A 26,167-nucleotide genomic window follows, 5' to 3' on the forward strand; every position below is an offset into this window, starting at 1 on the left:
GGAGGATAAAGTCCCCGACCAAATCCGCTTTTGGCGACGTCGCCACTTGTAACCAACTGTGCAAAACAAGCGCTTAGAAATGAAAAACTGGCAGGACATATGCCCCGCCGGAGCAATCGCTCGCGCGATGGTCCCAGCGCCTATCGCTTTTTCATCGCATCCATCAGTGCCGCTCCCAATGCGCCGCCAGTATTGCCGCTTGGCTGACCCTTTGGTCCGGATGACATCTGCTGTTTGCCGCGTCCGCCCCGCTGGTTCTGACCAGGTTTGCCGCCAGGGCGTCCGCCACCCCCACCCCGCGCATTGCGATCTTCCTTCGCCGAGGCCCCACCATCCTTGCGCATGGTCAGCCCAATTCGTTTGCGCGGCGCATCCACTTCGGTCACCGTCACCTTAACCACGGCACCAGTTTTCACCACCTCATGCGGGTCTTTGACAAACTTGTCAGCCAATTGGCTCACATGCACCAACCCGTCTTGATGCACGCCAATATCCACAAAGGCACCGAAAGCGGCGACATTGGTCACGGTGCCCTCCAGTACCATACCGGGTTTTAGGTCTTTGATGTCCTCGACCCCGTCAGCAAATGTCGCAGTAACAAAGCTAGGGCGCGGATCACGGCCTGGCTTCTCCAGCTCGCTCAGAATATCGCGCACCGTGGGCAAACCCACGTCACCAGCAACAAATTCTTCGGCCCGCAGCCCTTTTAGCGCAGTGTCATCACCCATGATCTGACGAATATCCCGTCCACAGGCCGCCACGATCTGGCGCGCGACCTTGTAGCTTTCGGGGTGTACCGATGAGGCATCCAACGGCTCCTTGCCGTCACGTATCCGCAGGAATCCGGCACATTGCTCAAACGCCTTGGGCCCCAGACGGGCCACCTTCAATAACTCCCTGCGCGAGGCAAAGGCCCCATTCATATCCCGGTGCGCAACAATCGCCTCAGCCAATCCAGGCCCCAGCCCGGACACATGCGCCAGCAGCGGGGCCGAGGCCATGTTCAGATCCACACCAACCCCGTTCACTACATCCTCGATCACCGCCTCCAGCGACTTCGACAGCTGATGCTGGTCCACATCATGCTGATACTGGCCGACGCCAATCGACTTGGGTTCGATCTTGACCAATTCGGCCAGAGGATCCTGCAAGCGCCGCGCAATTGAAACCGCTCCACGCAAAGACACATCCAGATCCGGAAATTCCCGAGCCGCCAGTTCCGAGGCGGAATAGACCGAGGCCCCAGCTTCAGATACCACAACCTTTGTGGGTTTCTTCACCTTAGCAGGCAGGTGTTTGATCACCTCTGCGACCATGCGCTCGGTCTCGCGGCTGGCGGTGCCATTGCCGATGGCAACCAGCTCGACCCCGTGTTCTGCGATCAGCTTCAGGATCGACACCTGTGCGCCGCGCAGATCATTCTTGGGCTGAAACGGATACAAGGTCTCTGTGGCCACCAGTTTCCCGGTTGCATCAACCACTGCCGCCTTGACGCCGGTGCGAATGCCCGGGTCCAACCCAAGGGTTGGTCGCGCACCGGCAGGGGCTGCAAACAGCAGGTCCTTCAGATTGCGGGCAAATACCTTGATTGCCTCATCCTGCGAACGCGAACGCAGCTCACTCATCAGCTCCAGCATCATCGACAGGCTCAGTTTCACCCGCCAGGCCCAACCCGCAATCTTGCGCAGCCAGACATCTCCTGGCCCATTACCGCCAGCCTGCAACTGCGCAGCGACCATGTTTTCAGCCCTTAGTGCTCCCTCCTCGGGCTCGGGGCCGATATCCAGCGTCAGCACCCCCTCGTTCGATCCGCGCAACATTGCCAAGGCCCTGTGTGACGGCACATCCGCCCAGCGCTCACGGTGGTCAAAATAGTCGGAAAACTTGGCGCCCTTTTCTTGCTGCCCATCAATGACCCGCGCTGTCAGCAGGGCCTCTTTCTGCATGAAACCACGCAGGTCACCCAGCAGAACAGCATTCTCCGTCAGCCCCTCCACCAGAATATCCCGCGCCCCGTTCAGGGCGTCTTTGACTGTCTCAACTGCTTCAGTCAGATACCCCTCAGCCAATACCTCTGGTGAAGTCACGCGATCAGCCAAGATCGCTTCGGCCAGCGCCTCCAACCCGTTTTCGCGCGCGATCATCGCCTTGGTGCGGCGTTTTTTCTTGTACGGCAGATAGATGTCTTCCAGCTGCGCCTTGGTTTCAGCCCCAGCGATGGAGGTTGCCAGATCTGCAGTCAGTTTGTCCTGAGATTTGATCGCATCGAGAATTGAAACCCGTCGCGCCTCAAGCTCGCGCAGGTAAGTCAGTCGCTCATCCAGTGTCCGCAACTGGGTATCGTCCAAACCCCCAGTCGCCTCTTTGCGGTAACGTGCAATGAAAGGAACCGTAGACCCCTCGTCCAGCAGCGTCACAGCTGAGCTGACCTGTTTTGGGGTGGCGCTGATTTCGCGGGCGATGGTTTGGGCTATGCGGGCGACGGTGTCCACGGCGGCCTCCTGTAGGGCTGTTGGGACACCCTTCTTAGCCTTGCCGCGAACCATCGCCAAGTGGTCACGGTATCAAGAGCGAAAAATAGCACCGCCCTGCGCGTTCTTCATCAGGACAGCAGATCCAACCCCGTATTCACGCGATCGATTTCAGCCTCGTACCATGCGATTGCGGCCTTGGGGTCCTCTCGAAAAGCATTGGCAAAGGACGCAGGTGCTTCGGTCTTTTCATCATACTCCGTGGACCAAACCATCATGCCAAGAAATGCAGGCAGCAGCGCCCGTGCTTTACGTGTTGGAAGATAGAAAACCTTACTGCGTTTGTTTGGGTCCACGTGGCGTGTCACCATGTCCTCAGCTTCCAGCCGGGACAGACGATCTGCCAGAATATTCGTCGATATCCCCTCTTCCGAGGCGGCGAACTCTCCGTAGTACCGCTTACCATGCAGCAAGATGTCTCTCAGCAAGACAAAGCACCATTTGTCGCCAAAAACTCCAGCTGCATAGCGAACCGGGCATCCGGACCACATGGTTTTATCTGACTTTTTCATGGCCTCAGAGTAGCAGGAAAATTTTCACTTGCAATTTGAAAGCTCCCAGCCAACAATTCACTTGCATAACGCAAGTGAATTGGAGTACGACATGCCCTCACCCTTTGTATGGTTCGACAATATCGGAGCAAGCCGAGACGAAACGACTGACTTTCTTGGCAAAACGTTTGGCTGGTCGGCCAATGACATCGGCCCAATGACCTTTCTGACGGATGAGGGTGAACTGCCCTTTGCGGCAACCTGTGACAGTATGGACGGTGTCAGCGGATGGGTGCCTTACATTGAGGTCGATGATCTGGAACCAGCCGTGGCCAATGCCGTAACAAATGGCGCAAAAGTCATTGCAGAAAATCTGATAGGCCCTGCCGGAACAGCGACTTTCATGCAAGATCCGGGTGGCGCACCGCTGGCGCTGTGGAAACGGGGTGAAATGGCCAAGCCATGACCAAGCACCTGATTTCCGTTCTTGCCTTTATGGCGGTCACTTTTGCAGTGCAGGGGTTTTCGCACTTTGTGCTGAATGCAGACCACTTTGCCGCAATGGGGTTCCTGCGAGAGGCACCCATAATGCCGATGGGGTTTACCGTGATGATTATTCAGGGATTGATATTAAGCCTTGCTCTGTCGCGACTGGCCCCATCACAGCCAAGCCTGCGTGATGCGATGATCATTTCTTTGGCATTTGGCCTGTTTCTGGCGTCCTATATCGTCCTGACGGAACCGGCCAAATACACCGTGCCGTCTATCATGGCCTGGATTAGGGTTGAGGCGACTGCCAGTACGGTCCAATTTTTAGTGTTTGGCGCCTTGCTGGGATTGATTCACCGAAAGTTTGCCTAGAACGCAAACTCAAATTCCGATGCGCCGCCGTCAACGGTTGTGCATCGGGCAAACGAAATTCAGTCACTTCAATCCAGCAGGTCAGGCGTGTGCTCCGCGCCCCAAACCCTAAGCGCCGACATCATTGGGCCAAGCGCCTGCCCACTATCGGTTAAGTGATATTCCCAGCGCGGCGGGTTTTGCGAATAATTGCGCCGCTCCAGCACGCCACCCTCTTCCAGTTTACGCAGCCGACCAGACAGCGTGTTGGGCGACACCCCCAGCACATCCTGCAAATCCTGAAACCTTCGCGACCCTTCCAAAAAAAACTCGCGCAGGATCAGCAGTGACCACTGATCCCCCATCACATTCGACGCCCGCTGTATCGGGCAGTTTCGGCGTTTGTCATCGTCCATGCAGTTTATTTAGGAACGTGCCTTGCAAATGTGAAGTCACTTCATATTTCATAGTCACTATCAAAAGTGAACCATCAAGGTGAAACACATCATGTTTGAGACTATCGCAACCTTCTATGTCCTGATTTTCACGGCAGTCCTTCCTGCCATGGTCGTGGGCGTTCTGGGCGTCGGAGCCATGCGCGCAAAACTCCCCCTCGGTCAGGCCGCCTGGGTTTTGGGCGGCATTGCCCTGTTCTTGGGCCTGTGGCACGCAACATCTGTCACACTGGCCAAATCCGGTATGCTTATGCCGCCCCCGGATGTAACTGACCCGCCCATCGCCCTCCTTCCCCTGATCGGTGGGTCGCTGTTCCTCTGGGCCTTGATCAGTTTCTCATCGACTGGGCGCAGCATGTTGGGAGGCTTGAACCAAAAGCTGCTCATCGGGTTCCAAATCCCGCGCGTATTGGGTGGATTTTTCCTGCTGGGTTGGGCAATGGGCGATATCCCATGGCAATTCGCCCTGCCTGCCGGATTGGGCGACATCTGGGCGGGCGTTGCCGCTTATCAGGCTGTGAAGGCTCTGGATCGCGGCGATGCAAACGCCGAAGCCCTGGTTCGGCGCGCCAATGTCATCGGGATGGTTGATTTTGTGTTCGCCGTATCACTGGGCCTGATCACCTCGGCAGGCTTCTTGCACCTGCTAGCCCATGACACGCCAAACATCGTCAACGCCTATCCGCTGGCATTGTTCCCTGGCTACTTTGTGCCGATCTTTATCGCCTTTCACCTGTTCTCACTTGGCGCGCTGCGCCGTCGCGGCACTCAAATAGCCGCTGCATAACCTCCACAAGTGGCCAGACACTGCTCTGGCCACTTGCCCCGCTCCGCTGGCTGGCCTAGAACGCTGACAAACGTGATAAAAGGAGCCGGTGCGAGATGCTCGACCTGACATATGAACTGCCCAAACCCAAGGTGATCTCGGGTGCCAAGCATGACTGGGAACTGGTCATCGGTCTGGAAGTCCACGCCCAGGTGAGCTCAAACGCCAAGCTATTCTCGGGTGCCTCTACCCAGTTTGGTGCCGAGCCGAACTCAAACGTGGCCTTTGTGGATTCGGCGATGCCCGGCATGCTGCCCGTCATCAACGAATATTGCATCGAACAGGCTGTGCGCACAGGTCTGGGCCTGAAGGCGCAGATCAACCTGAACTCGGCCTTTGACCGCAAGAACTATTTCTACCCGGATCTGCCGCAGGGCTATCAGATTTCGCAGCTGTATCACCCCATCGTGGGCGAAGGCGAAGTGCTGGTGGAACTGGGCAACGGCACCGCGCGCAACGTGCGCATCGAACGTATCCACATGGAGCAGGACGCCGGCAAGTCGATCCACGATATGGATCCGAACATGTCATTTGTTGACCTGAACCGTGTTGGCGTCTGCCTGATGGAGATCGTGTCGCGCCCTGACATCCGTGGCCCAGAAGAGGCGGCCGCCTTTGTTGGCAAGTTGCGCCAAATCATGCGGTACCTGGGCACCTGTGACGGCAACATGCAGAACGGCAACATGCGTGCCGATGTGAACGTGTCGATCTGCCGTCCTGGCCAGTACGAAAAGTATCAGGAAACCCAGGACTTCTCACACCTCGGCACCCGCTGTGAAATCAAGAACATGAACTCGATGCGGTTCATCCAGCAGGCGATTGAAGTCGAGGCCCGCCGCCAGATCGCGATTGTCGAGGCTGGTGGCAAAGTCGATCAGGAAACCCGCCTGTATGACGTTGAAAAGGGCGAGACCCGGTCGATGCGATCGAAAGAAGAAGCGCATGACTACCGCTACTTCCCCGACCCCGATCTGTTGCCTCTGGAAATCGAACAGGAGTGGGTAGACCAGATTGCCGCCACCCTACCCGAGCTGCCAGACGCTAAAAAGCTTCGCTTCATCAGCGACTTTGGCCTGTCCGACTATGACGCTTCGGTTCTTACGGCAGACGTGGAATCAGCGGCTTATTTCGAAGCAGTCGCCGAAGGCCGCAACGGCAAGCTGGCCGCCAACTGGGTGATCAACGAGCTGTTTGGCCGCCTGAAAGCCGACGACAAAGACATCTCTAACTGTCCAGTCACCCCGGCGCAGTTGGGTGGGATCATCGAGTTGATCTCGGCCGATACCATTTCCGGCAAGATCGCCAAGGACCTGTTTGAAATCGTCTATACCGAAGGCGGCGACCCGGCTGAAATCGTAGAATCCCGCGGCATGAAGCAGGTGACAGACACCGGTGCGATTGAAGCCGCCCTTGACCAGATCATCGCCGACAACCCGGCACAGGTGGAAAAAGCCAAGGTGAACCCAAAATTGGCAGGTTGGTTTGTTGGTCAGGTGATGAAGGCCACCGGTGGCAAGGCCAATCCAAAGGCTGTGAACCAATTGGTGGCACAAAAATTGGGAGAGTAACCCACAGGTTACATCAAGGAATTCAGGGCGGCCTTCGGGTCGCCCTTTTCTTTTGCGCTGCTCAACTTGACACTCTGCCGCGCGGGGCGTTCTGTAAGCAAAATTTTGAGGAGAGATCATGTCCAACCACTTTACCCAGGAACTGCAGGAACGCCTTGTCCGCTATGCGGCCATCGACAGCCAGAGCGACGAGGACTCGCCCACCGCCCCCAGCACCGAGATCCAGTTCGACATGCTGAACTTGCTGAAGGAAGAGTTGACCGAGATCGGCGCGAAGGATGTCGAGCTGACCGACTATGGCGTGGTGCTGGCCACCATTCCCGGCACCGTGCCCGGCCCCACCATCGGTTTCCTCGCCCATGTGGACACCGCGCCGCAGTTCAATGCCACCGGCGTCAAACCGCGTGTGATCAAAGGCTACAATGGCGGTGACATCACATTCCCGGACAATCCCGACCTGGTGCTTTCCCCGGCCGAGCATCCCTATCTGGCGACCAAACAGGGCCATGACCTGATCACCGCATCGGGCACCACCCTGCTGGGCGCGGACGACAAGGCTGGCGTGGCGATCATCATGACCATGGCGCGGCATTTGTTGAATAATCCGGATATCCAGCGCGGCCCAATCCGTATCGCATTCACCCCGGACGAGGAAATCGGCCGTGGTGTTGGCCCTGAGCTACCCAAAGATTTTGGCGCAGACTTTGCCTATACGCTGGATGGCAGCGACGTAGGTGAGATCGAATACGAAAGCTTCTCGGCCGATGGCGCGGTGGTCACCATCACCGGCGTGTCGATCCACCCCGGCTGGGCCAAAGAAAAACTGGTCAACGCCATCCACCTGGCCTCCAAGATCGTGCAGACGCTGCCGCAAGCCACGATGACCCCTGAGACAACCGATGGGCGCGAGGGGTTCATCCACGCCACCGACATGACTGGCGGATCCTCCGAGATGAAGTTGAAATTCATCCTGCGTGACTTTGAGATGGAGGGGCTGGAAGCCAAGGGCGAGTTGCTGCGTCAGGTTTGTGCCGCCGTTCAGGCCTCGGAGCCCCGCGCCAGCATCACCTGCGAGATCACGCCGCAATACCGTAACATGCGTTACTGGCTGGAGAAAAACATGGCCCCGGTTAAACTCGCCCATGCCGCTACCAAGGCGCAGGGGATCGAGCCAGTCTCGATCCCGATCCGAGGCGGCACGGATGGCTCACGCTTGACCGAATTCGGCGTGCCGACGCCAAACATCTTTACCGGTATGCAGTGCATTCACGGCCCCAAAGAATGGATCTCGGTGCAGGACATGGCGACAGCAACGGATGTGTGCCTGTCGGTTGTGCAACTGGCAGCGGAGAAGTAAGGGCGTAAATTCTTTCGGTTCGTAAGACCCCTGAGAAAAGCACCTGGAAGCGAGTGGGGGGAGGCAAAGCCCCCGCCCTTTTTTTGAATAGCCCCCTTTGGTTTGAGGGAGCGATCGGGCGTCACTAGGTCCCCTGCCCCTTATCCGGCGTTTTTGCGGAAGTATTCCCAGGCATCGACCTCACTACCATCGGCCAGCGTACAATAGCCAACCTTGCCGCCCTCTCCATCGCGAATGTCGTAGGCCCCGCCGCTTTCGATGCAAAAGGTGGCCGAAGGGTTGGCAAGCTTTGGATTGGAACTGTAGATCACCCGACCCTCCTTGATAGTCTCGATAACCTCGGTTTCTCGCAGCGAGTCGATATCTGTGGTCATCGGATTCTGTGAAAGCACAACAAAATCGGCCTTTAGCCCGGTTCGGATCATACCCTTTTCACCCTCTTCAAAGATCTGCCAGGCCGGGCCAGTCGTCAATCCCTGTAGGGCCGTATAGGCATCGGCCCGTTCATCGGCCCCCAGGATCACACCGGAACGGGTTTGCCGCGCCCGCGCAGACCACATCACAAACATCGGATCCAGAGGCGTGACATTGAAATCTGTATGGTTGGAATAGGTCAACCCCTTGGCTTTGGATGACATCACCGGACTAATGAACTCAGCCGCTTCTTGTCCAATATTCCGAACATGCACATCCCCCCAAAAGAAGGTGTGGTTGGTGAAATAGGATGGGCTGAGCCCCAGCTCGACATAGGCATCCAATTGATCAGGTCGCTGAAATTGTGAATGTACAACAATTGTGCGACGATCATCCGCTGCCGTGACACCAGCCCCGCGTACCGCTTCGATCACCTGATCAATGGTTGCATCTCCATTTGCGTGAACGAAGACTTGCAACCCTGCCTCAATCGCCATTTTTACCTGCGCCTCGAAATCTTCGCGCGGCTGAGTGGTTTCCCCTGTCCAGCCCTCTTCACCGTTGGGACCACCGGTCAGATAGGGGTGGCTCACATGCGCGGTCTTGCCCTGTGGAGAGCCATCTTGGGTAAACTTGATCCCCTGCAGTTTCAGGCCACCGTTATATTCGCCGAACACATAATTCGGATTGCCGACAAATTCTCGCGCTTCCACAAAAGCAGGCAGCGAAACGATGTCGAGAAAAATCCGCCCTTCATCTGCCGCCTTCTGCAAGAAAGCCAAATCCTTGAGGTAGGTGAACCCTTCCTGCGCGTGGGTGTAGCCCTCGGAGGCATACATCATTTGCGCTTTGTCCATGAGATCGAGCATTTCGCTTTCTGTAGGCTGAGGCAGTTTTTCCATGACCGGGATATAGGCGGTCTCCATGAGCAGGCCCGCAGGTTCGTTCGACCCATCCACTCGCGCGATTATGCCCCCCGCCGGGGTTTCTGTGCTTGCGTCAATCCCTGCCCAATCCAGTGCCGCCGAGTTCAACACCGCTCCGTGACCAGACACATGGATGAGCATGATCTTGTTATCTGGAAAGGCTGCATCCAGATCTGACTTGATGATGTGGCGGCCTTCGGCCAAACCGTCCTGATCATATCCCCAACCGACAATCCATTCCCCTGGTTGGATATCTCTTTCCTGTTGAAAGGCTTTCAGGTTCTCGACTAGATCAGCGATCTTGGTCACTGTTCCAACCGGTGGGATCGCCACATTGACCTGATTGACCATGTTCAACGCAAACATGAAATGCCCATGTGGGTCTAGGAACCCCGGCAACATGGTCTGCCCCTCCAAATCGCGCGGGACAGCATCGGGATAGGCAATCAGGGCCTCCGATTTGCTTCCGACAAAGGCAATTCGTCCATCTTTTTCAACCACCGCCTCGACGTAGGACGGTTCTGGTCCATCCATCGTCAAGATCTCGCCATTGAAATAAAGCGTATCTGCCAGTGCTGGTGCCACCATAAGGCCGACAACTGCAGTTGTTGAAGTTATTGCTTGAATCAAATTGGGCACGTCAAAAAACTCCATAAGAACAAACTATAACAGCCAATATAACACCTTTAAAGTGCACCGAACAAGCTGGGTGCTCCAAAAGATTGCAACACTGGCAAAGGTTTGCCGCCCCAACTGGGTTTACGTCTCTTGGCCTCTCCTTCCTCTCTTGCTAAACACCCGTAACCAACAAGAGATCCGGATCATGATGCAGTTCGAGTACAAGGTTGTTCCCGCCCCCGCCAAGGGCACCAAGGCCAAGGGGGTGAAAACCCCGCATGGGCGCTTTGCCGTGTCGATTGAGCAGTTGCTGAACGATATGGCAGCCGATGGTTGGGAGTTTCAACGCGCGGAACTGCTGCCGAGCGAGGAACGGTCAGGCCTGACGGGCTCAGCTACCAACTGGCGCAATGTGATGATCTTTCGCCGTGCACTTGTCGAAGATGTGGTTGAGGAAGATGTTTCCCCCGCCGCAGCGTCGGTGCAGATGCCACAAGAACCAGTGCTGACCGCGACGGCTGGAGATCCGATGGCCTCGCCCGACGCAACTCCGGTACCCGGCCCAGGTGCGCGCGAGATGTTGTCGGACAATGGTGTTGAAGAGCTGAGCCCAGTGTCCGGCATGACCTCCGCGCTAAAAAACCGCGCTAAGCAGCAGAGTGAAGAGTAAGCAGCTTGGCTGTTAGCTCTTAGTTCTCGTTTTTATTAGGTCGGGTCGCGCAGAGGCTCGACCCGCGCCTGATGGAAAGGCAAGGACACACGCAGCGCCCTAAGTCCCTCCCCCTTCAAACATCGACATCCAGCGCCAGGGCGTGGATCTTCGGCACGATTTCGCCGAGCGCCTTGTGCACCATGCGGTGGCGCTGCACCCGGTTCTTGCCCTCGAAGCCAGCCGCCCGAATACGTACGTTAAAGTGGCTTTCGCCCTTGCCGTCATGGCCCGCATGGCCGCGATGGCTGTCGCTGTCATCCACCACCTGCAACTCGGACGGGTCAAATGCCGCTGTTAGTCTGCTCTCGATTTCATCTCTGACACTCATTGCCACATTTTCCATATTATTTGCATTCGCCTCTTCTATCTGGCGCTGGGTAGATTAGAATGTTTGCTCCGAGTCGAATAGATGCGTCGTAGAAGGTGCACCCCCATGAGCAAGTCAGATCCTTTCGGTTTCGATATGTCGGTCCGATCCGCAAAGAAAAAGAACCCGCGCGGGCGGCGCAGTATGTCCGGTGCCTCCGAGACCTCTGTCCGTGAATGCCACCACGAAGGCTGTACGGAATCCGGTAAGTTCCGCGCCCCCAAGGCCCCAGATGTGCTGGATGATTTCTTCTGGTTCTGCCAGGAGCACGTGCGTGAGTATAACGCCAAGTGGAGCTTCTTTGATGGCACCACCGAGGCGGAACTGAACGCGCAGTCGTCCAAGGACAAGGTCTGGGAACGTGAAACCCGCCCGATGGGTGACCCAGAAGCGCGTGCCTGGGCCCGTTTGGGCATCGAGGACCCACATCAGGTACTGGGCGCCAACGCTACCCAGAACCCTGGCAAGGCCAACGGCAGCACCGGCCGCCGACTGCCTGCGACTGAGCGTCGTGCGATTGAGATTTTGGAGGCCAATGATGGTTGGACCAAGGTTGAAATCCGCAAGGCCTACAAGAAGCTGATCAAGGTGCTGCACCCCGACATGAACGGTGGGGACCGCAGCCAGGAAGAGCAGCTGCAAGAGGTTATGTGGGCCTGGGACCAGATCAAGGACAGCCGTAGTTTCAAGGAAAAGTAGTTTTCTTGAACAGCATTGAAATCAGGGCGGCCTAGGCCGCCCTTTTTGTTGTCATGAGTTACCACGCGGTTAGGATCGAACTCACCAAACGCGTTTCTGGTTCATGTTGAAGGTCTTGACGCTTTTGGGGTCGATCTTGGTCATAAACTTGAACGCTGCAGACTCCATATCAGCCATTTCTGCCATGATCGTTGCCTTTACCGCGTCTGCCGCTTCCTTTGATGTCCAGTGCACAAGGTCCAACCACCAGCCATCACCGGTCCGGAACAATTCACGATCGGTGAACCCCGGCTGAGCAGCCAGCTCTTTCTGGATGTCTTCGGCAGCTGTCAGGAACTCTGGTTCTGTTGTCGGATATAGAAACTCCAGCTCTGATCCGGGCTCGATCAAGCGAAATACCTGAAGCTCGGTGTATCCATCCCCCTGCGGAATGTCTGCGACTTGCCAGTGGCGGATGCGGTCTGCATGGAACCAAGCCATCGATGAGATATCGATCAATTCCATGATGGGTGCCCCATCCGGGTCGACCAAGATCTCTGCTGCGGCTTCGGCAAAATCGCCAACCGAGCGCCAGTGGATTGAGTCGATCCAGTAATCCCCCCCCTCTTCAGCCATCAGCTCGCGGTAAATCCGACCGTCAAAGCGTGGCAAGAATTTATCCTGAACATGCTGAGCGCCGTCCAACATCCGTGTCTCTTCGGTGCCCGGTATCAGCTTGAACCAAGCGATTTCGAGGATCGTCTTATCCTCGGCAAATGCCATCTGAGCAGTAAGGGAAAGTGCCACAGCACCAGCGGAGATGATTGATTTGAACATTGTCGATTCCTTTTTCTGAACGATAGGTGGGAAATAAATTGAAACGATCAGCCGCGTCAATATTTTTCTGAACGATAGGTGAGGAAAGCTTGCGTCCTGGCTTCTGATGCGTCAGAAAGGATGCATGGGAAGACACAAAAGCTATAACCGCGACGAAGTTCTGGAGAAGGCGATGACCCTGTTCTGGGCCAAAGGGTTCGAAGGGGCGCATCTGTCCGAACTGGTCGAAGTGACCGGCATCAAGCGCTTTAGCCTGTATGCTGAGTTTGGCGGCAAGGACGGGCTGTTCCAGGAGGCTCTGGAGCTCTACCTACAACGTGCGCTTGCCGTGTATGATGCGACGCTCAAAATGGAGCCCTATGGGCTCGACAATCTTCGTAATTATTTCGAAGAGATGAGTTATGGAGACGACTATCACGGGTGCTTCCTGATCAACACACTGACCGAGCAGAACATTGTTACCTCAACCGCCTTTGATGCCGCCCGCCAGGTTATGCAAAGAGCACGGGCATTGTTCTTGATGAATCTTCAGGCGGCTCAGGACAATGGAGAGCTCGAACCCAACAAAGACATCGAAGCGCTCGCCAACCTTTTGTCGACGCTTGATAGCGGACTTTCGATCTACGGCATTGTTTCACCAAGCGATGCGGAAAAGGACGCCATTGTTGCACAGACTCTGTACTTGCTCAGTTAGAAGTCCCGGTTAGGAACGTGAAACCCAGTTATCGGGCCTCTACAAGGCTTACATCTACATCCTAAGGGCCCATTTCTAGACTCTGCTGCGACCCGCTCTACTGTTTAGTAATCTGCACCAAGGATGGTGGATCTCCCGTGGAACAGCGAAGCGACGAGCGCAGGCTTACAACCATTGTTACCGCTGATGTTGTTGGGTTTACTCGACTAATGAGCGAGGATGAGACTGGCACTCTGGCCACTCTTAAAACGCATCGGAAAGAGCTGATCGAACCCAAGATTGCCCAGTATAATGGGCGTACAGTCAAGCTCATGGGCGACGGTGCGTTGATGGAGTTTGGCAGCGTTGTCGACGCTGTTCATTTTGCCGTCGAAGTGCAGATTGCCATGCGAGACAGAAACGCCCATGTCCCAGATAACAGGCAGATCGTGTATCGTATTGGCACCAACATTGGTGACATCATTGTCGAAGGTAGCGATATCTACGGCGAAGGCGTAAACCTTGCCGCCCGGTTGGAGGCGCTGGCTGAACCCGGTGGTATCTGTGTTGCCCGCAGCGTCTATACCCAAGTGAAAGGCAAGCTTGATATCAATCTTGAGTATCAGGGCGAAAAAACGGTCAAAAACATCCCCGATCCCGTTCCAGTTTATCAAGTAGTGATGGATGCAAAGGCAGAACGTTTGGTTACTGACCTACGACCAGACGTTTCCCCTCGCCGCTCACGCCTGTCGCTTGCAGTTGCCTCGGTTGTTTTTCTTACAGTGATCGGTGCTGGTATTTGGTGGCAACCCTGGGGAGCTGGGGTTGAAACTGCAGCTATGGAAGAACTGCCACTTCAATTGCCCGACAAGCCCTCAATCGCCGTGCTGCCGTTTGACAACATAAGCAACGACCCCGACCAAGAGTATTTTAGTGACGGCATCACAGAGGACATAATTACCGATCTCTCCAAGATATCAGGACTGTTTGTCGTCGCCCGCACGTCGACCTTCACCTACAAGAATAAGCCCGTAAAGGTGCAGAAAATTGCCAGAGAACTGGGCGTTCGCTACGTGCTCGAAGGCAGTGTTCGCCGGGTTGAAAATCAGGTTCGCATCACCGCCCAGCTAATCGATGCCACCACCGGGGGCCACCTGTGGGCCGAGCGCTATGACAGGGATCTGAATGACATCTTCGCTCTACAAGACGAAATCACCAAGAACATAGTGGATGAGCTGGAGGTGAACCTGACCGAGACAGAGCGCGCGCCACGACAATATACCACCAACCTAGAAGCCTATGATCTCTTCCTGCAAGGGCGGGAGTATCAGCTCTTTAGATCAAAAGAAGGCAATCAGCAGGCTAAAGAACTGTTTGAGAGAGCCATTGATCTGGATCCGAATTTTGCCGCGGCCTATGCTGAATTGTCGGCAACTTATTGGGAAATCAATAAGATGAAGGGGCTAGAACAAGCCATAGTACTGGCGCAAAGGGCAAAAGCTTTGGATCCCTCGCTCCCTTTGGCCCACACGCGGCTGGGGTATTTGTACACAAGAAACCGGCAATATGAATTGGGTATTGCCGAGGCCAGACGAGCGATTGAATTGGAACCCAATTTTGCCGAAGGTCATGCACGGTTGGGAGAAGTTCTGAACCTTTCCGGCAATCCACAAGAAGGCCTGGAGCGGGTCAAGGCAGCGATGCGCCTTAACCCTCATTATCCGGGCGAGTTCCTCTATAACTTGGGACAATCCTATTACTTGCTGCGTCACGACGAAGAGGCCATCGCTGTGTTAAAGCGTGCCTCGGCCCGAAACCCCAAGAGTAAAGGACCGCGCCGCCATTTGGCCGCTCTGTATGCAAACGCTGACAGAATGGAAGAGGCCCAAGCTCAGGTGGCTGAACTGCTTGCGATCAGCTCCAAGGAATCGATCAAGATGCAGTTCCAAGACTGCGCCTATGTGCCAGAGTTTCTGGACCGTTTCATAAGTGAACTTCGTAAGGCGGGTTACCCTGAAAAGCCAGAAGCGACCTAGAGCGGGACAGATTGCTAAAGGGTCCAGCCTTTGCTGAACCCTTTCCATTCATTTCCCTTTGCGTGACCAGGACTTACGGCAAACTCCACCGAGTTTGGTGACTTTAAGCAACCGTCTCGTATGAAGCTAAGCGATTTTCTTCATTCCCTCGGCCGGTACATAGGCTTCTGGTTTCTCAGATGACGAATTACAAACCTTTTCTGAGCTTTGTTTCCGGGCGCAAGGAAAGCCGTAGGTTGGCCCTGATCCCTGCGCTTCAGCTCTGGAAACAGGTCAAACAGTTCCGCTCGGGTTGCTTTATCGAGTGTCGCTAGGGCCACTGGCCCGGTATGAAAGCTCTCCGATGGCGCGCCCTCGGCCCAGATCACCTCGTGCTGATCAAAGATCAGATGGAAGTACTCAGTCCGTTTTACCGCATCATCAATGAAAATCCCTGGCAGGGCTGTCAGTTTGATCGCCGGCAGCAAGATTTCGCGTCTGCCAAACATCCGTTTAGCAACTGGAGAAGATACCAACATGCGATGCTGACGCGAGACCCAGAGATCCCGAGTGGGCATCCCACCGCCAATCGCTCCTGCGGTGATTTTCACTGGCCGCGTATTTGGGTTTTGTGCAATGTCCTGCGGCGTCACATCCCGCCTGAGACAGGCACGCAGCGGCTTACAGGATCCATCAAGCCCAAGAACTCTGTCCCCGACTGCGAGATCTTCGACTTTGACCAGCCCATCTGCAGTTGCGATGTGGGTGCCTCGGCAAAAGCACAGCGTCCCCGGCCCGCCACCAGGGTCACCTCCCGGTCCGCCTGAGGTGCCACCTGAACCGGACCCATTGGTACCGCCAGAACCGGAGCCTTTGGTGCCGCCAGAACCAGAGCCCTTGGTTCCGCCAGAACCAGACCCCTTGGTTCCTCCCGACCCGGACCCTTTGGTACCGCCAGAACCGGAGCCTTTGGTGCCGCCTGAACCAGAACCCTTGGTCCCGCCAGAGCCAGACCCTTTGGTTCCGCCAGAGCCGGAACCCTTGGTGCCACCAGAGCCGGAACCCTTGGTGCCACCAGAGCCGGAACCCTTGGTGCCACCAGAGCCGAAACCCTTGGTGCCACCAGAGCCGAAACCCTTGGTGCCACCAGAGCCGGAACCCTGGGTTCCACCCGACCCAGAGCCACCGCTACCGCCGCCTTCAAAGTTTTCAGCTAAGTTTTCTTCGTACCAGTTGCTGTGGCTTTCACCTTCAACGCCACCGTTGTGATACGAGCTGGAGCTACTTGCCCCCGAGCCTGATCCACCAGATCCCGATCCGCTTTCACTGCCCGCAGTACTTCCCGACATGATGACGCTACCCTAGAAACCAATTAACACACCGGGGTAGTTTTGACGGAAAGGGTAAACACTCCGTCGATATTGGTTGATTTGCGGAATTTTAACTCAACACATAGGTGTGGGCTACTGAAAAAGGGTTAATGCGAACCGACCTAGTCCGTATCCTTTGCTTGCGATTGTTCAATCGGGTTTTTCCCGGTGTAGGTCCACCTGTAACCCGGAGGAGTTGGCCCCTTGTTACGCCCGCCCTGGTTCATTTGTTCCCAGGCATGGGCAATAACCCCAACAGAGCGCGACAGGCAGAACAGGCCGCGAGCCAGTGGACCAGCAAAGCCAAGCTCGGCATAGACCACTGCGGTTGCGCCATCGATGTTCATCGGCACCGGTTCACCCTTGCGCGCGTTGAGTTCTTGCTGCAGCGCTCGACCGATGGCGGCGAAGCGTCCTGAAACCATGCCGGTTGTTGCTGAGGCATCGACAAGGGCAAGCAACCGAGGCGCGCGCGGATCTGTGGGCTTGTGAAAGCGGTGGCCAAAGCCCGGAATGAACTTGGAGCGTTGGGCCTGCCACTTGTCGATCATTGCGCCGGTTGCGGTGTCCAGCTCTGCGCCGCCCTCAACAGCATCGTCAATCCAGGTATATAGCTCAACCGCTTGCTCACCGGCCCCACCGTGGACATCATCCAGAAAATTGACCGCCGAGGCCATGGCGCCGTTTAGTCCTAGCCCGCAGGTGACAGCCATGCGCGCTGCCGCAATTGAGGGGGCCTGGGGGCCGTGATCCACCGCAGCCACCAAGGCACATTCCAGCAGTTTGGCCTGTTCCGGTGATGGCAGATCTCCACGGGTCATCATCCAGATCATCTGGGCATAACTCACGTTGCCGATCAGCTCTTCAATCGGGTACCCTCGCAACCGGATCTGACCCGGCGCCATATCGATGATGTCGGTAGACCACCAGTCAGAGACGTCATTGCGCATATCCGTCATATCGCCCCTCCTTCTTTGAGTGTTGCAATATCGCTGTTTGACAGCCCCAATTCTGAAAACACGTCGTGATTGCTTTGGCCAAGCTGCGGCGGCGGGGTTGCAACGGTGAGCGGCGCTCCATCTAATTTGATCCCAGTGGTCACCACTTCGATGTCGCGGCCCACGCCGGGAACATTTTCAAAGGTTGATAAAAACCCACGCTCCGCCACTTGGGGCATTTTTAGCACTTCAGGTACGCTCAACACCGCACCGGCCGGCACGCCAATGATGTTCAGCTCTTTTGCCCAATCCCGCGCGGGACGGGTTCTTAGCACCTCTTCCAGTTCACCCTTCAGCGCCATGCGGTGCAGCTTGCGGCTCTCGCGGGTGGCGTATTCCGGGCGTTCTCGCAGGGCGGCCAGACCAAGGTGATCGGTCAACAGTACCCATTGTTCATCCTTGTTGGCGGCGATGTTGATCAGCCCGCCGCCAGCCGCAAATGCGCCCGACGGGGCCGAGGTTGGGTTTTCATTGCCATTTGACTGTGGGTCAACGCCCGCAATCAGATGGTTCGACACCGCCCAGCCCATTGTGGCCAACACAGATTCCAGCATCGAGACATCAAGAAATGCCCCGCGTGGTCGTGCATTCAGCGCCGCGCAGATCGCAAAGGCCGCCGTGATGCCGCCAACTGTGTCGCCAATAGGGTAGCCCACGCGCAGTGGTGCGGTCTCGGTGTCGCCCGTGACCGACATTACCCCCGAAGTGCCCTGAATAATCTGGTCATAGGCTGGGCGGTGCTTCCATGGGCCATCTTGCCCAAAGCCGGAAATGGCGCAGTAGATCAAATCGGGTTTGACGGCTTTCAGGGTCTCATAGCCAAGGCCCAGACGATCCATCACGCCCGGTCGGAAATTTTCAACCACGACATCGGCGGTTTCGACCAAGCGCAGAAACAGCGCTTTGCCGTCCGGGTGTTTCAAGTTTACCGTCACCGACTGCTTTCCTGCATTCTGGGCCAGAAAAGACACCCCCATGTTCTGTGCGCTCAGGTCCGGATCAGCACCAAGCTGCCGCGCCAGATCCCCGCGCCCCACCGCCTCGACCTTGATGACCTCGGCCCCCATATGCGCTAGTTGATGACAGGCAAAGGGGCCGGCCAGAACATTGGTCAGATCAAGTACGCGGATATCGGCAAGTGGTTGCATGAGGCTCTCCTTTGCCCCTTGCGCTAGACAGAACGGCCAATTGGTGCAATCCGTAGGCAGATCCGTTGCGCAGAGTGGAACACATGACCCAAAATCGCGTTGAATCCGTTGAAAAGGCGCTGTCCATTCTTGAGGCCTTCTCCAATGAGCAGCAGGTGTTGACGCTGACAGAGATTGCTGCCGAAACCGGGCTCTACAAAAGCAATGTCAGCCGACTTGCCGCATCACTCGAGCGTTACGGCTACCTGAAACGAGACGCCAACCGTCGGTTTCGACTGGGGCCTGCCTTGTGGCGGTTGGGTGCGCTGTATCGCCGGAGTTTTGATCTGGGAGAGTTTATCCGCCCCATTTTGCGCCAGCTGGTCACCGACACTGGCGAGACCGCATCGTTTTACGTGTTGGATCAGGACGAGCGCCTGTGCCTGTACCGCGAGAACTCCCCAAACCCCATGCGCCATCATCTAGAAGAAGGCGCGCGCCTGACACTGCGGTCTGGGGCCGCTGGCCATATTCTGGCGGCCTTTAGCCTGGAGGATCAGGCGGCCAAAGCCCGTCTTGAGCCGGATGGCAGCTGCATATCCAAAGGCGAACGTAATCCGCACATCACTTCGGTTGCGGCTGCAGTGATAGATGCTACGGGCCAGTTCCACGGCGCATTGGCCGTTTCAGGCCCGCAACAAAGGCTCTACGGCGAGGCCCTGGTGCAAGCACGCGCGCGTATTGTCATTTCAGCCAAGGCTTTGGGGCGATCCCTGTCCTAAGCGCTTGGCTTTCCTCTGATTGCCGACAGTCCGCACAGTGGACATGCCCTCACTTTACTTAGTCAGTGTCAGCAATAAGCACGGTGTTTTCAAACCGCCCCTGCCGCAAATCGGACTCAGCTATCAGGATTGCAAAATTCATGTCAGGCATATTGAATCCCGGTAGTTCACCGAAATTCATCACACACCTGTCATATCCTTGGTACTCTTCAAAAAACCGCCTATGATCAAGCTGAAGTGGGCAGGCATATCCGCCAAGGTAAAAAGCGGTATACAACTGCTTATCCCAAACTTCTGAGCTAAGCAGTTCGTAGAGATCAACTAGCGAGATTTCTGATTCACGGTTTTCTAACTGCTCATAAATTTCAGAGCCCTTCCAATGCGAAATAGGCGGGTATTGTTCGGCCAGATTACCTGCTGACATCGCATACGCCTGACTGACAATATCTGATGTATGAATTGGATACTCGGCATCGGGGAGCTGATAGGATGTTTCAACCAGCTCATTGGTCTCGGCATGAAAGACCAATCGGAACCCTTCACCGTTTCGTACTGGAAAATCACCGTCTCGACGGTGCTCGCGTGAGAAGGTTATACCGCGTTGATTGATGTCATTTGACAGGAACAGTTGCAAAAGCCCCGACGTCGGGAAACCCGGCAAGTGTTCCAACTCTCCAAAATTCACCTGAGCGACAAACACCATTGGCTGCCCCGATGCGTCATGCGGGATTGGCTCGCCCGCAGGCCACGCAATTGCTCCACCAAATCGCCCAGAGGTCAGGCCGACGGACTGCTCGATCGGATCTAACATAAGCAACGTCCGGCTCATCGCGCTCAGTTGTTTTTTTACGTCCCTAAGTTCTGACGCTTATTTTGCTTTAAAGGCCTCTATTTCCATAAGTAAGTCCACCAGAATACAGTAAATCTATGACATCCAATCTTCGACAAAAGCTCCAAAGGTGACTTGCGGTAACAAATATTACGCCAACTAGTCTCCCCCCGATGGCACTTACCCTCAGTTAGAACTGCTTGTCGCATCTCAACAGAGTACGAGTTGAACAATACAAAAAGGGCGGCCCATTGGACCGCCCTTCTTTAATCAGTTGCCTTTGCGAGGCTTGGATTTGGCATAGCCTCCGCCACCTTTGGCGGCGCCAGCTTTGGCCGCAGCGGCGCGGGCGCGGTTCTTTTTGCTGTCAGGCCGACCCTTTGGCGGTGGTGGACCTTTTTTGCGTTCACCGTCGCTGCGAGTTTTACCGGCATAGGGTTTGCTATCGCCGGACTTGCGCCGCTTTAGGGGCGTGACGTGTTCTTCACCTGGGCGCGCCATGCGCTCAGACGGGTTCCTTGCCGCCTTGCTGGCCGATGGCTTGGGCTTTTTGGCACGTGGTGCAGGCGCATCATTCCAGTCTGTCGGTGGGGTCGAAGGTTTGCCACTATACTTGGCGCCGCCGCCTTTCTTGCCGGTATCCTCGCGGGGTTTGTAGTCTTCGCGCGGTTTACGGTCTTCGCGAGGCTTGCGATCTTCACGCGGGCCACGGGCCTTGTAGTCATCACGTGGACCACGGTCCTGACGTGGGCCGCGTGGTTTGCGGTCTCCACGGTCATCGCGACGCGGGCCTTTGCCGTCAAACTTGGGACGTGGCGAATTGGCAATGTCTGGAGCCTTGTCCAGCTGCGTGACCTTGGAGCCTTCGACTTCGCCGCCACCCAGGGCTTTCAGGAAGCCATCAACACTGCTTTGACGCAGTTCAACAAAGCTTTCTTTGCCTTGAACCCGGATCGCACCGATATCGTCTTTGGACAGGTTACCCGCCTTGCACAGCATCGGCAGCAACCGACGTGGTTCAGCACCGGCATCGCGGCCACCGGCGACGGTGAACCAGACCGACGGGCCAAACGGCTCGCGCTCTCTGCGGTTGCCCTTGTCCTGACCCGGATCACCCAGTTCTTCGGGCGCGGTGTGGCGCGAGTGGAACAGGCGCAGATAGGCTGCGGCCAGTTGCTCCGGCTCGAACTTCTCTAGTAGATTTGCCACTGGTGTGGCCTCTGCCTCGGTCACGGCTTCGTTCCAAGACGCATCACCCAGCATGCGGGCCTCGTCCTGTTCACGAACAGCCTCGGCGCTTGGTGCATTCAGCTCGTCGGCTGTGAGTTTAGCCGAGCGCAGCAGGCGCATCGCTTTGCCGCGCGCCTTGGGTGGCACGATCAGCGCAGACACACCGTGACGCCCTGCCCGGCCAGTCCGGCCCGAGCGGTGCAGCAATGTTTCGTGGCTGTTTGGCAGTTCAGCGTGGATCACCAAATCCAGCTTGGGCAGGTCAATACCACGTGCCGCCACATCGGTGGCTACACAGACGCTGGCACGGCCATCGCGCAAGCTCTGCAAAGCGTTGGAACGCTCGGCCTGTGACAGCTCACCCGACAGCGCCACAACCGAGAACCCCCGGTTCGACAGGCGGGTGGTCAGGCGGTTGACCATGGCACGGGTGTTACAGAACACCAGTGCGTTGGGTGCCTCGTGGAAACGCAAAACGTTGATGATGGCGTTTTCACTATCACGCTGAGAAACGGCCAACAGTTGATAATCAATATCCGCGTGCTGCGATTTCTCGGCAACGGTTGTGATCCGCTGGTGATCTTTCAGATAGGTTTCTGCCAGACGTGCGATACCTTTTGGCACTGTGGCTGAGAACATCAGGGTGCGGCGGGTTTCTGGTGTTTCGCCCAGAATGAATTCCAGATCTTCGCGGAAACCCAGATCAAGCATCTCATCTGCTTCGTCCAGCACCACGGCGCGCACTTCGGACAGGTTAATCGAGCCGCGCATGATGTGGTCGCGCAGACGGCCTGGTGTGGCCACAACGATGTGAGTACCGCGATCCAGCGCCCGACGCTCGTCGCGCATGTCCATGCCACCAACGGTTGACGCCAGATGGGCGCCAGCACCTTGGTACAACCAGCTCAGCTCGCGCTTGACCTGCAGGGCCAATTCACGGGTTGGCGCAATGACCAGCGCCAACGGCGCGGCTGCCTGACCAAAACCTTCGTCGTCGCCCAACAGGGTTGGCGCCATAGCCAGACCAAAGCCAACTGTTTTGCCCGAACCAGTCTGGGCCGAGACCAGCAGGTCGGACTGCTCGAGATCAGGATTGCTGACCTCTTGCTGGACCTGGGTCAATGATTCATAACCGCGCGCCTGAAGCGCCTCTGCGAGTGCTGTTTTCACGATATTCATTTTCGCTTGCTGCGGGGCACGGCAATTGGGACAGCCAGCCCGGAATTTTGACGGCACCACCATCACGGTGGGCGGGGCCCACGTGACCCGATTGGGCGCATGTAATAGGTTTCGGAGCAAAAGTATAGATGTTCTGTCGAGAAGGCAGCTATGCGCTCAGCGATACGCAAAAGGCCGCGCCAATCCAGGCGGCCTTTTGGAAATTGCTAATCAGGATCCCGGTGGCGCATAAGCCCCGGTCAGACCTGCGGCTTTTTTGATAACGGCCTCAAAGTCGTTGCTGGTCCAAGCCCGCACTGTTTCAGCCTTGGAAATCGCACCTGAGGCAGAAACCGCCATCGCCAATGCAACGGCATCCGAACCATCCGGCGCTTCGGACACCAAAACGATATCATTTGCCCCCGTGGTATTATAGATCGCCACCACTTTGCCGCCGACACTGTCGAGAAGTGTCTGAATTGCGCCGGTTCTATCTTCCGGCTTGGCCAGCAATCCCTTGATACCGTTCTGCGAATAGCTCGCGTAGGTGATAAATAGTGCCATTATTTCCTCCTGTAACAGGTTTGAATCGTCAACAAACACCCCTGACAAGGAGTCAGGGCCCAAACTCGGCGATGGAAATTCAGATCACCGCCGAGATCAGCAGATAGGCGCCAAACAACATCAAGGCACCGCCCGTCAAATAGGTCATCCAACGGGCATGAGGCAGGGTTTTCTCGGCCAGCACATAGAGCGCAAGCCCGGCAACCCAATAGAGGTTCATAACGCCGCCCACAAACAGCAGCGCCATCAGGGCCCAACAGCACCCGAGACAATAGCCACCATGCAGAGCGCCAAGGCGCAGCGCGCCGTAAGCTCCGGGCTTGTTGTGGTCAGCCAAAAACTGCCCTGGTGATCGGCAATGTGTCAGGCAGGTCTCTTTGAGGGATGAGAACTGGTAGGCCCCTGCCCCCAACAAAACAGCCCCCGCGATCACATCGGATTTTACCGGCATCATCGCACCCATCGACAGGCCCAGAGATTCGATCTGCCATTGTGCGCCGGTGGCAAGCACACTGAACCCACCCCAAGCCAACAGATAGCCGGTCAGAAAAATCAGGCTCAGGCTGACAACCCGCGCCTTGTCGGGCCCCATCCGTTTGACCGCCGAGTACAGCAGTAGCATCGGCGCGGCGCTGGGGGTCATCATGGCAATCATCATGACCCACCACATCAGAAAATTGAGCACCGCGTATCCGGCTGTCCAAACCGGGTTCATGGTCATCTCGAGCCCAGCCCCGGCAAGGGTATACCAAGCTGCCAAGGCGGTGATCAGCAGCGCAGAGCACAAAACCACCATGCCATCGCGACGCGCCAATGCCTCTGCCAGTCCCGGCGCTGGGGGCTGATTTACTGTTGCCATAGCAAAAGACTCAGCCTTCGATCCGGCCTTCGCCGGTCAGGTGCAGGCTGGCGAAATGGGCATGGGTTCCGTTGTTCTTGAGCAGTTCAATCGCCCCACCCGAGGTCTTGGTTTTACCCTTGGCCATTTCGGCAAAGCCAAATTCGAACCCGTTGGGCAGGCGAATTCCCACCCGATGCGGATCACCTGAAACAATATTGGGGATCGGCTCGGCGTCGATCTCAACCACGCCTTTGGCTTCACCACGGCCGATGCGCTCTCCGGGATTCATCTTAACCGAGATTGGCGCAACGATGGTGTCGTGTTTGGTTGGTGCCATGGCGCTGAAGATGAACCACATGGTTGCCATTTCGTTGGTGTCTTTGCCGGTCATGATTGCCTCAAGCGCGGCGCGCTGTTCCTCCGAGGCTCCCTCGTCGATGATCAGCTGCATCTCGCCGTTGCCTTCGTGAATGGGGCCAGGCCATTTGTAGACACCTGCCGCCTTTAGCCCATCCAGCGAAACATCGCCGTAGTGGCCTTTGTCAAAACGAAAGAATACAGCGGCCTCGCAGGTTCCATCAGTTGGCAGCACCCCAAACTGACAAGGACAACCAAAATTGCAGTTGCAATTGGCCATTTCCTCGCCCTGAACACTCCACTGTTTCATACTAAAACCCTCCAAAAACACGGCACTGATTAAACGAAACGGCCAACAGATGGGCAGTGGCCAAACGCAGTAATACCTATAGGTAGGGCGGCTGCTGAAATTGCGACAATCAATTCCCCAAAGTGGTATCTGCGCAGGTCGCAGTAGGACCAGTTTGTAAGTAAACACACAGCCAAGTCGTGAACCTGTGCAGTTCCCCTTGCCCTTGCCCCAAAGATGTTGCACCAATCCGGCAAACGGGGCCCCTCCGATGGGGGTATGAGAACAAGGATCGCGCGTCATGAGCAACGGCTTGCTGGATATCACTGCTAAACCCACCGAGAGCATCTCGGTCCGCGATGTGTTTGGCATCGACACCGACATGACCATCAAAGGCTTTGCCGAAGGGTCAAACCGGGTGCCGGACATCGACAGCACCTATAAATTCGACCCGGACACCACCATGGCCATTCTGGCGGGCTTTTCGCACAACCGTCGGGTCATGGTGCAGGGCTACCACGGCACAGGTAAATCCACCCACATCGAACAGGTTGCCGCCCGTCTGAACTGGCCTGCGGTGCGTGTAAACCTGGACAGCCACATCAGCCGGATCGACCTAATTGGTAAGGACGCGATCAAGCTGAAAGACGGCATGCAGGTCACCGAATTCCACGAAGGCATCCTGCCGTGGGCGCTGCGCAACCCGGTTGCGATTGTGTTTGATGAATATGACGCCGGCCGCGCCGACGTGATGTTTGTGATCCAGCGTGTTCTCGAACACGACGGAAAGCTGACCCTGATGGATCAGAACGAGATCATCACTCCGAACCCACATTTCCGTCTGTTCGCCACCGCCAACACTGTGGGTCTGGGTGACACCACTGGCTTGTACCACGGTACCCAGCAGATCAACCAAGCCCAGATGGACCGCTGGTCGCTGGTTGCCACATTGAACTATCTGAGCCACGACGCCGAAACCATGATCGTGCTGTCCAAGGCGCCCCATTACAACACCGAGGCCGGTCGCAAGACTGTCAGCCAGATGGTGACCGTGGCCGACCTAACCCGGACTGCATTCATGAACGGCGATCTGTCGACCGTGATGTCGCCACGTACCGTGATCAACTGGGCGCAAAACGCCGAGATTTTCCGTGATGTGGGCTATGCCTTCCGCCTGTCGTTCCTGAACAAATGTGACGAGCTGGAGCGCCAGACTGTGGCTGAATTCTATCAGCGTTGTTTTGACGAGGAACTGCCCGAGAGCGCTGCGAATGTGAGCTTGGGATGAGATCCTTTGCCATTTTGTGCGGAGCG

Annotated in this window: 25 protein-coding genes; 11 read left to right on the forward strand and 14 right to left on the reverse strand. The window is 56.4% G+C overall.

Going from position 1 to position 26,167, the window contains the following annotated elements; genetic code table 11:
• Positions 1-140 precede the first annotated feature (140 nt).
• On the reverse strand, positions 141-2,492 hold the full coding sequence (locus AC2T28_RS12210; protein ID WP_486749270.1) for a Tex family protein: 2,352 nt from the start codon (positions 2,490-2,492) through the stop codon (positions 141-143).
• 110 nt (positions 2,493-2,602) lie between these two features.
• Entirely contained in the window at positions 2,603-3,043 is a 441-nt protein-coding gene (locus AC2T28_RS12215; protein WP_486749271.1) for a winged helix-turn-helix transcriptional regulator, read from the reverse strand.
• Between the two features lie 91 nt (positions 3,044-3,134).
• Between AC2T28_RS12215 and AC2T28_RS12220 the strand changes: the two genes are divergently transcribed.
• Positions 3,135-3,488, forward strand: a complete 354-nt coding sequence (locus AC2T28_RS12220) for a VOC family protein (protein ID WP_486749272.1) — start codon at positions 3,135-3,137, stop codon at positions 3,486-3,488.
• Positions 3,485-3,883 (forward strand): hypothetical protein, encoded by a 399-nt coding sequence (locus AC2T28_RS12225; RefSeq protein WP_486749273.1) that lies wholly within the window; start codon positions 3,485-3,487, stop codon positions 3,881-3,883. Before AC2T28_RS12220 ends, AC2T28_RS12225 begins: the two co-directional genes overlap by 4 nt.
• Positions 3,884-3,951: 68 nt before the next feature.
• Here the strand turns inward: AC2T28_RS12225 and AC2T28_RS12230 are convergent, their stop codons facing one another.
• Complete coding sequence (locus tag AC2T28_RS12230; RefSeq protein WP_157022060.1) at positions 3,952-4,278, reverse strand: winged helix-turn-helix transcriptional regulator; 327 nt, start codon at positions 4,276-4,278, stop codon at positions 3,952-3,954.
• A 91-nt stretch (positions 4,279-4,369) separates the two neighbouring features.
• Between AC2T28_RS12230 and AC2T28_RS12235 the strand changes: the two genes are divergently transcribed.
• The 3 genes from AC2T28_RS12235 (at position 4,370) to pepT (ending at position 8,068) form a co-directional block, all read left to right on the forward strand.
• Complete coding sequence (locus AC2T28_RS12235) at positions 4,370-5,104, forward strand: hypothetical protein (RefSeq protein ID WP_486749274.1); 735 nt, start codon at positions 4,370-4,372, stop codon at positions 5,102-5,104.
• Between the two features lie 95 nt (positions 5,105-5,199).
• Complete coding sequence (gene gatB / locus AC2T28_RS12240; RefSeq protein WP_486749275.1) at positions 5,200-6,711, forward strand: Asp-tRNA(Asn)/Glu-tRNA(Gln) amidotransferase subunit GatB; 1,512 nt, start codon at positions 5,200-5,202, stop codon at positions 6,709-6,711.
• Between the two features lie 118 nt (positions 6,712-6,829).
• On the forward strand, positions 6,830-8,068 hold the full coding sequence (gene pepT / locus AC2T28_RS12245; protein WP_486749276.1) for a peptidase T: 1,239 nt from the start codon (positions 6,830-6,832) through the stop codon (positions 8,066-8,068).
• A 140-nt stretch (positions 8,069-8,208) separates the two neighbouring features.
• On the opposite strand, the gene AC2T28_RS12250 is transcribed toward pepT, so the two are convergent.
• Positions 8,209-10,047: an amidohydrolase family protein gene (locus tag AC2T28_RS12250; protein WP_486749277.1), complete on the reverse strand. Its 1,839-nt coding sequence runs from the start codon at positions 10,045-10,047 to the stop codon at positions 8,209-8,211.
• Positions 10,048-10,231: 184 nt separating this feature from the next.
• Here AC2T28_RS12250 and AC2T28_RS12255 point away from each other — a divergent pair, with 184 nt between their 5' ends.
• Complete coding sequence (locus AC2T28_RS12255) at positions 10,232-10,696, forward strand: DUF4177 domain-containing protein (RefSeq protein ID WP_486749278.1); 465 nt, start codon at positions 10,232-10,234, stop codon at positions 10,694-10,696.
• 115 nt (positions 10,697-10,811) lie between these two features.
• Here AC2T28_RS12255 and AC2T28_RS12260 read toward each other — a convergent pair whose 3' ends face one another.
• Positions 10,812-11,066 (reverse strand): BolA family protein, encoded by a 255-nt coding sequence (locus tag AC2T28_RS12260; RefSeq protein ID WP_486749279.1) that lies wholly within the window; start codon positions 11,064-11,066, stop codon positions 10,812-10,814.
• Between the two features lie 105 nt (positions 11,067-11,171).
• On the opposite strand from AC2T28_RS12260, the gene AC2T28_RS12265 reads away from it, so the two are divergent.
• Positions 11,172-11,804, forward strand: a complete 633-nt coding sequence (locus AC2T28_RS12265; protein WP_486749280.1) for a DnaJ domain-containing protein — start codon at positions 11,172-11,174, stop codon at positions 11,802-11,804.
• 81 nt (positions 11,805-11,885) lie between these two features.
• Here the strand turns inward: AC2T28_RS12265 and AC2T28_RS12270 are convergent, their stop codons facing one another.
• Positions 11,886-12,620 carry an antibiotic biosynthesis monooxygenase family protein gene (locus AC2T28_RS12270; protein WP_486749281.1) on the reverse strand — a complete coding sequence of 245 codons (735 nt, stop codon included), beginning with the start codon at positions 12,618-12,620 and terminating at the stop codon, positions 11,886-11,888.
• A 124-nt stretch (positions 12,621-12,744) separates the two neighbouring features.
• On the opposite strand from AC2T28_RS12270, the gene AC2T28_RS12275 reads away from it, so the two are divergent.
• Both AC2T28_RS12275 and AC2T28_RS12280 read left to right on the forward strand, forming a co-directional pair.
• Positions 12,745-13,314, forward strand: coding sequence for a TetR/AcrR family transcriptional regulator (locus AC2T28_RS12275; RefSeq protein ID WP_486749282.1), 570 nt, complete (start codon positions 12,745-12,747; stop codon positions 13,312-13,314).
• 137 nt (positions 13,315-13,451) lie between these two features.
• Positions 13,452-15,329: an adenylate/guanylate cyclase domain-containing protein gene (locus tag AC2T28_RS12280; RefSeq protein ID WP_486749283.1), complete on the forward strand. Its 1,878-nt coding sequence runs from the start codon at positions 13,452-13,454 to the stop codon at positions 15,327-15,329.
• Between the two features lie 140 nt (positions 15,330-15,469).
• Here the strand turns inward: AC2T28_RS12280 and AC2T28_RS12285 are convergent, their stop codons facing one another.
• The 3 genes from AC2T28_RS12285 to AC2T28_RS12295 form a co-directional block, all read right to left on the reverse strand.
• Complete coding sequence (locus tag AC2T28_RS12285; RefSeq protein WP_486749284.1) at positions 15,470-16,657, reverse strand: Hint domain-containing protein; 1,188 nt, start codon at positions 16,655-16,657, stop codon at positions 15,470-15,472.
• Between the two features lie 143 nt (positions 16,658-16,800).
• Positions 16,801-17,637: a citryl-CoA lyase gene (locus AC2T28_RS12290; RefSeq protein ID WP_486749285.1), complete on the reverse strand. Its 837-nt coding sequence runs from the start codon at positions 17,635-17,637 to the stop codon at positions 16,801-16,803.
• Positions 17,634-18,824: a CaiB/BaiF CoA transferase family protein gene (locus AC2T28_RS12295; protein ID WP_486749286.1), complete on the reverse strand. Its 1,191-nt coding sequence runs from the start codon at positions 18,822-18,824 to the stop codon at positions 17,634-17,636. Before AC2T28_RS12295 ends, AC2T28_RS12290 begins: the two co-directional genes overlap by 4 nt.
• Before the next feature lie 83 nt (positions 18,825-18,907).
• Between AC2T28_RS12295 and AC2T28_RS12300 the strand changes: the two genes are divergently transcribed.
• The gene (locus AC2T28_RS12300; RefSeq protein WP_486749287.1) at positions 18,908-19,585 is read left to right on the forward strand and encodes an IclR family transcriptional regulator; all 678 of its coding nucleotides are present in this window, start codon (positions 18,908-18,910) and stop codon (positions 19,583-19,585) included.
• A 58-nt stretch (positions 19,586-19,643) separates the two neighbouring features.
• Here the strand turns inward: AC2T28_RS12300 and AC2T28_RS12305 are convergent, their stop codons facing one another.
• The 5 genes from AC2T28_RS12305 to AC2T28_RS12325 all read right to left on the reverse strand — a co-directional run bounded on the left by AC2T28_RS12305 (position 19,644) and on the right by AC2T28_RS12325 (position 24,874).
• Positions 19,644-20,414, reverse strand: coding sequence for a DUF1963 domain-containing protein (locus AC2T28_RS12305; protein ID WP_486749288.1), 771 nt, complete (start codon positions 20,412-20,414; stop codon positions 19,644-19,646).
• Positions 20,415-20,684: 270 nt separating this feature from the next.
• Positions 20,685-22,823, reverse strand: a complete 2,139-nt coding sequence (locus AC2T28_RS12310; protein ID WP_486749289.1) for a DEAD/DEAH box helicase — start codon at positions 22,821-22,823, stop codon at positions 20,685-20,687.
• Between the two features lie 210 nt (positions 22,824-23,033).
• Positions 23,034-23,366, reverse strand: a complete 333-nt coding sequence (locus tag AC2T28_RS12315) for a GYD domain-containing protein (RefSeq protein ID WP_486749290.1) — start codon at positions 23,364-23,366, stop codon at positions 23,034-23,036.
• Positions 23,367-23,445: 79 nt separating this feature from the next.
• Positions 23,446-24,225 carry a DUF2182 domain-containing protein gene (locus AC2T28_RS12320; protein ID WP_486749291.1) on the reverse strand — a complete coding sequence of 260 codons (780 nt, stop codon included), beginning with the start codon at positions 24,223-24,225 and terminating at the stop codon, positions 23,446-23,448.
• A gap of 10 nt (positions 24,226-24,235) precedes the next feature.
• Positions 24,236-24,874 (reverse strand): DUF1326 domain-containing protein, encoded by a 639-nt coding sequence (locus AC2T28_RS12325; RefSeq protein WP_486749292.1) that lies wholly within the window; start codon positions 24,872-24,874, stop codon positions 24,236-24,238.
• 280 nt (positions 24,875-25,154) lie between these two features.
• On the opposite strand from AC2T28_RS12325, the gene cobS reads away from it, so the two are divergent.
• Positions 25,155-26,141, forward strand: coding sequence for a cobaltochelatase subunit CobS (cobS, locus tag AC2T28_RS12330; protein ID WP_486749293.1), 987 nt, complete (start codon positions 25,155-25,157; stop codon positions 26,139-26,141).
• The last annotated feature ends 26 nt before the right edge of the window (positions 26,142-26,167 follow it).

The sequence above is a fragment of the Parasedimentitalea nitratireducens genome (genome assembly GCF_057444295.1).

Coding starts and splice junctions, on each gene's coding strand:
- AC2T28_RS12305 (WP_486749288.1), bottom strand. CDS start 20,414: ATGAGCCGGACGTTGCTTATGTTAGATCCGATCGAGCAGTCCGTCGGC.
- AC2T28_RS12320 (WP_486749291.1), bottom strand. CDS start 24,225: ATGGCAACAGTAAATCAGCCCCCAGCGCCGGGACTGGCAGAGGCATTG.
- AC2T28_RS12315 (WP_486749290.1), bottom strand. CDS start 23,366: ATGGCACTATTTATCACCTACGCGAGCTATTCGCAGAACGGTATCAAG.
- AC2T28_RS12230 (WP_157022060.1), bottom strand. CDS start 4,278: ATGGACGATGACAAACGCCGAAACTGCCCGATACAGCGGGCGTCGAAT.
- AC2T28_RS12215 (WP_486749271.1), bottom strand. CDS start 3,043: ATGAAAAAGTCAGATAAAACCATGTGGTCCGGATGCCCGGTTCGCTAT.
- pepT (WP_486749276.1), top strand. CDS start 6,830: ATGTCCAACCACTTTACCCAGGAACTGCAGGAACGCCTTGTCCGCTAT.
- AC2T28_RS12270 (WP_486749281.1), bottom strand. CDS start 12,620: ATGTTCAAATCAATCATCTCCGCTGGTGCTGTGGCACTTTCCCTTACT.
- AC2T28_RS12290 (WP_486749285.1), bottom strand. CDS start 17,637: ATGACGGATATGCGCAATGACGTCTCTGACTGGTGGTCTACCGACATC.
- AC2T28_RS12265 (WP_486749280.1), top strand. CDS start 11,172: ATGAGCAAGTCAGATCCTTTCGGTTTCGATATGTCGGTCCGATCCGCA.
- AC2T28_RS12275 (WP_486749282.1), top strand. CDS start 12,745: ATGGGAAGACACAAAAGCTATAACCGCGACGAAGTTCTGGAGAAGGCG.
- cobS (WP_486749293.1), top strand. CDS start 25,155: ATGAGCAACGGCTTGCTGGATATCACTGCTAAACCCACCGAGAGCATC.
- AC2T28_RS12285 (WP_486749284.1), bottom strand. CDS start 16,657: ATGTCGGGAAGTACTGCGGGCAGTGAAAGCGGATCGGGATCTGGTGGA.
- AC2T28_RS12300 (WP_486749287.1), top strand. CDS start 18,908: ATGACCCAAAATCGCGTTGAATCCGTTGAAAAGGCGCTGTCCATTCTT.
- AC2T28_RS12310 (WP_486749289.1), bottom strand. CDS start 22,823: ATGAATATCGTGAAAACAGCACTCGCAGAGGCGCTTCAGGCGCGCGGT.
- AC2T28_RS12220 (WP_486749272.1), top strand. CDS start 3,135: ATGCCCTCACCCTTTGTATGGTTCGACAATATCGGAGCAAGCCGAGAC.
- AC2T28_RS12295 (WP_486749286.1), bottom strand. CDS start 18,824: ATGCAACCACTTGCCGATATCCGCGTACTTGATCTGACCAATGTTCTG.
- gatB (WP_486749275.1), top strand. CDS start 5,200: ATGCTCGACCTGACATATGAACTGCCCAAACCCAAGGTGATCTCGGGT.
- AC2T28_RS12225 (WP_486749273.1), top strand. CDS start 3,485: ATGACCAAGCACCTGATTTCCGTTCTTGCCTTTATGGCGGTCACTTTT.
- AC2T28_RS12260 (WP_486749279.1), bottom strand. CDS start 11,066: ATGAGTGTCAGAGATGAAATCGAGAGCAGACTAACAGCGGCATTTGAC.
- AC2T28_RS12235 (WP_486749274.1), top strand. CDS start 4,370: ATGTTTGAGACTATCGCAACCTTCTATGTCCTGATTTTCACGGCAGTC.
- AC2T28_RS12325 (WP_486749292.1), bottom strand. CDS start 24,874: ATGAAACAGTGGAGTGTTCAGGGCGAGGAAATGGCCAATTGCAACTGC.
- AC2T28_RS12255 (WP_486749278.1), top strand. CDS start 10,232: ATGATGCAGTTCGAGTACAAGGTTGTTCCCGCCCCCGCCAAGGGCACC.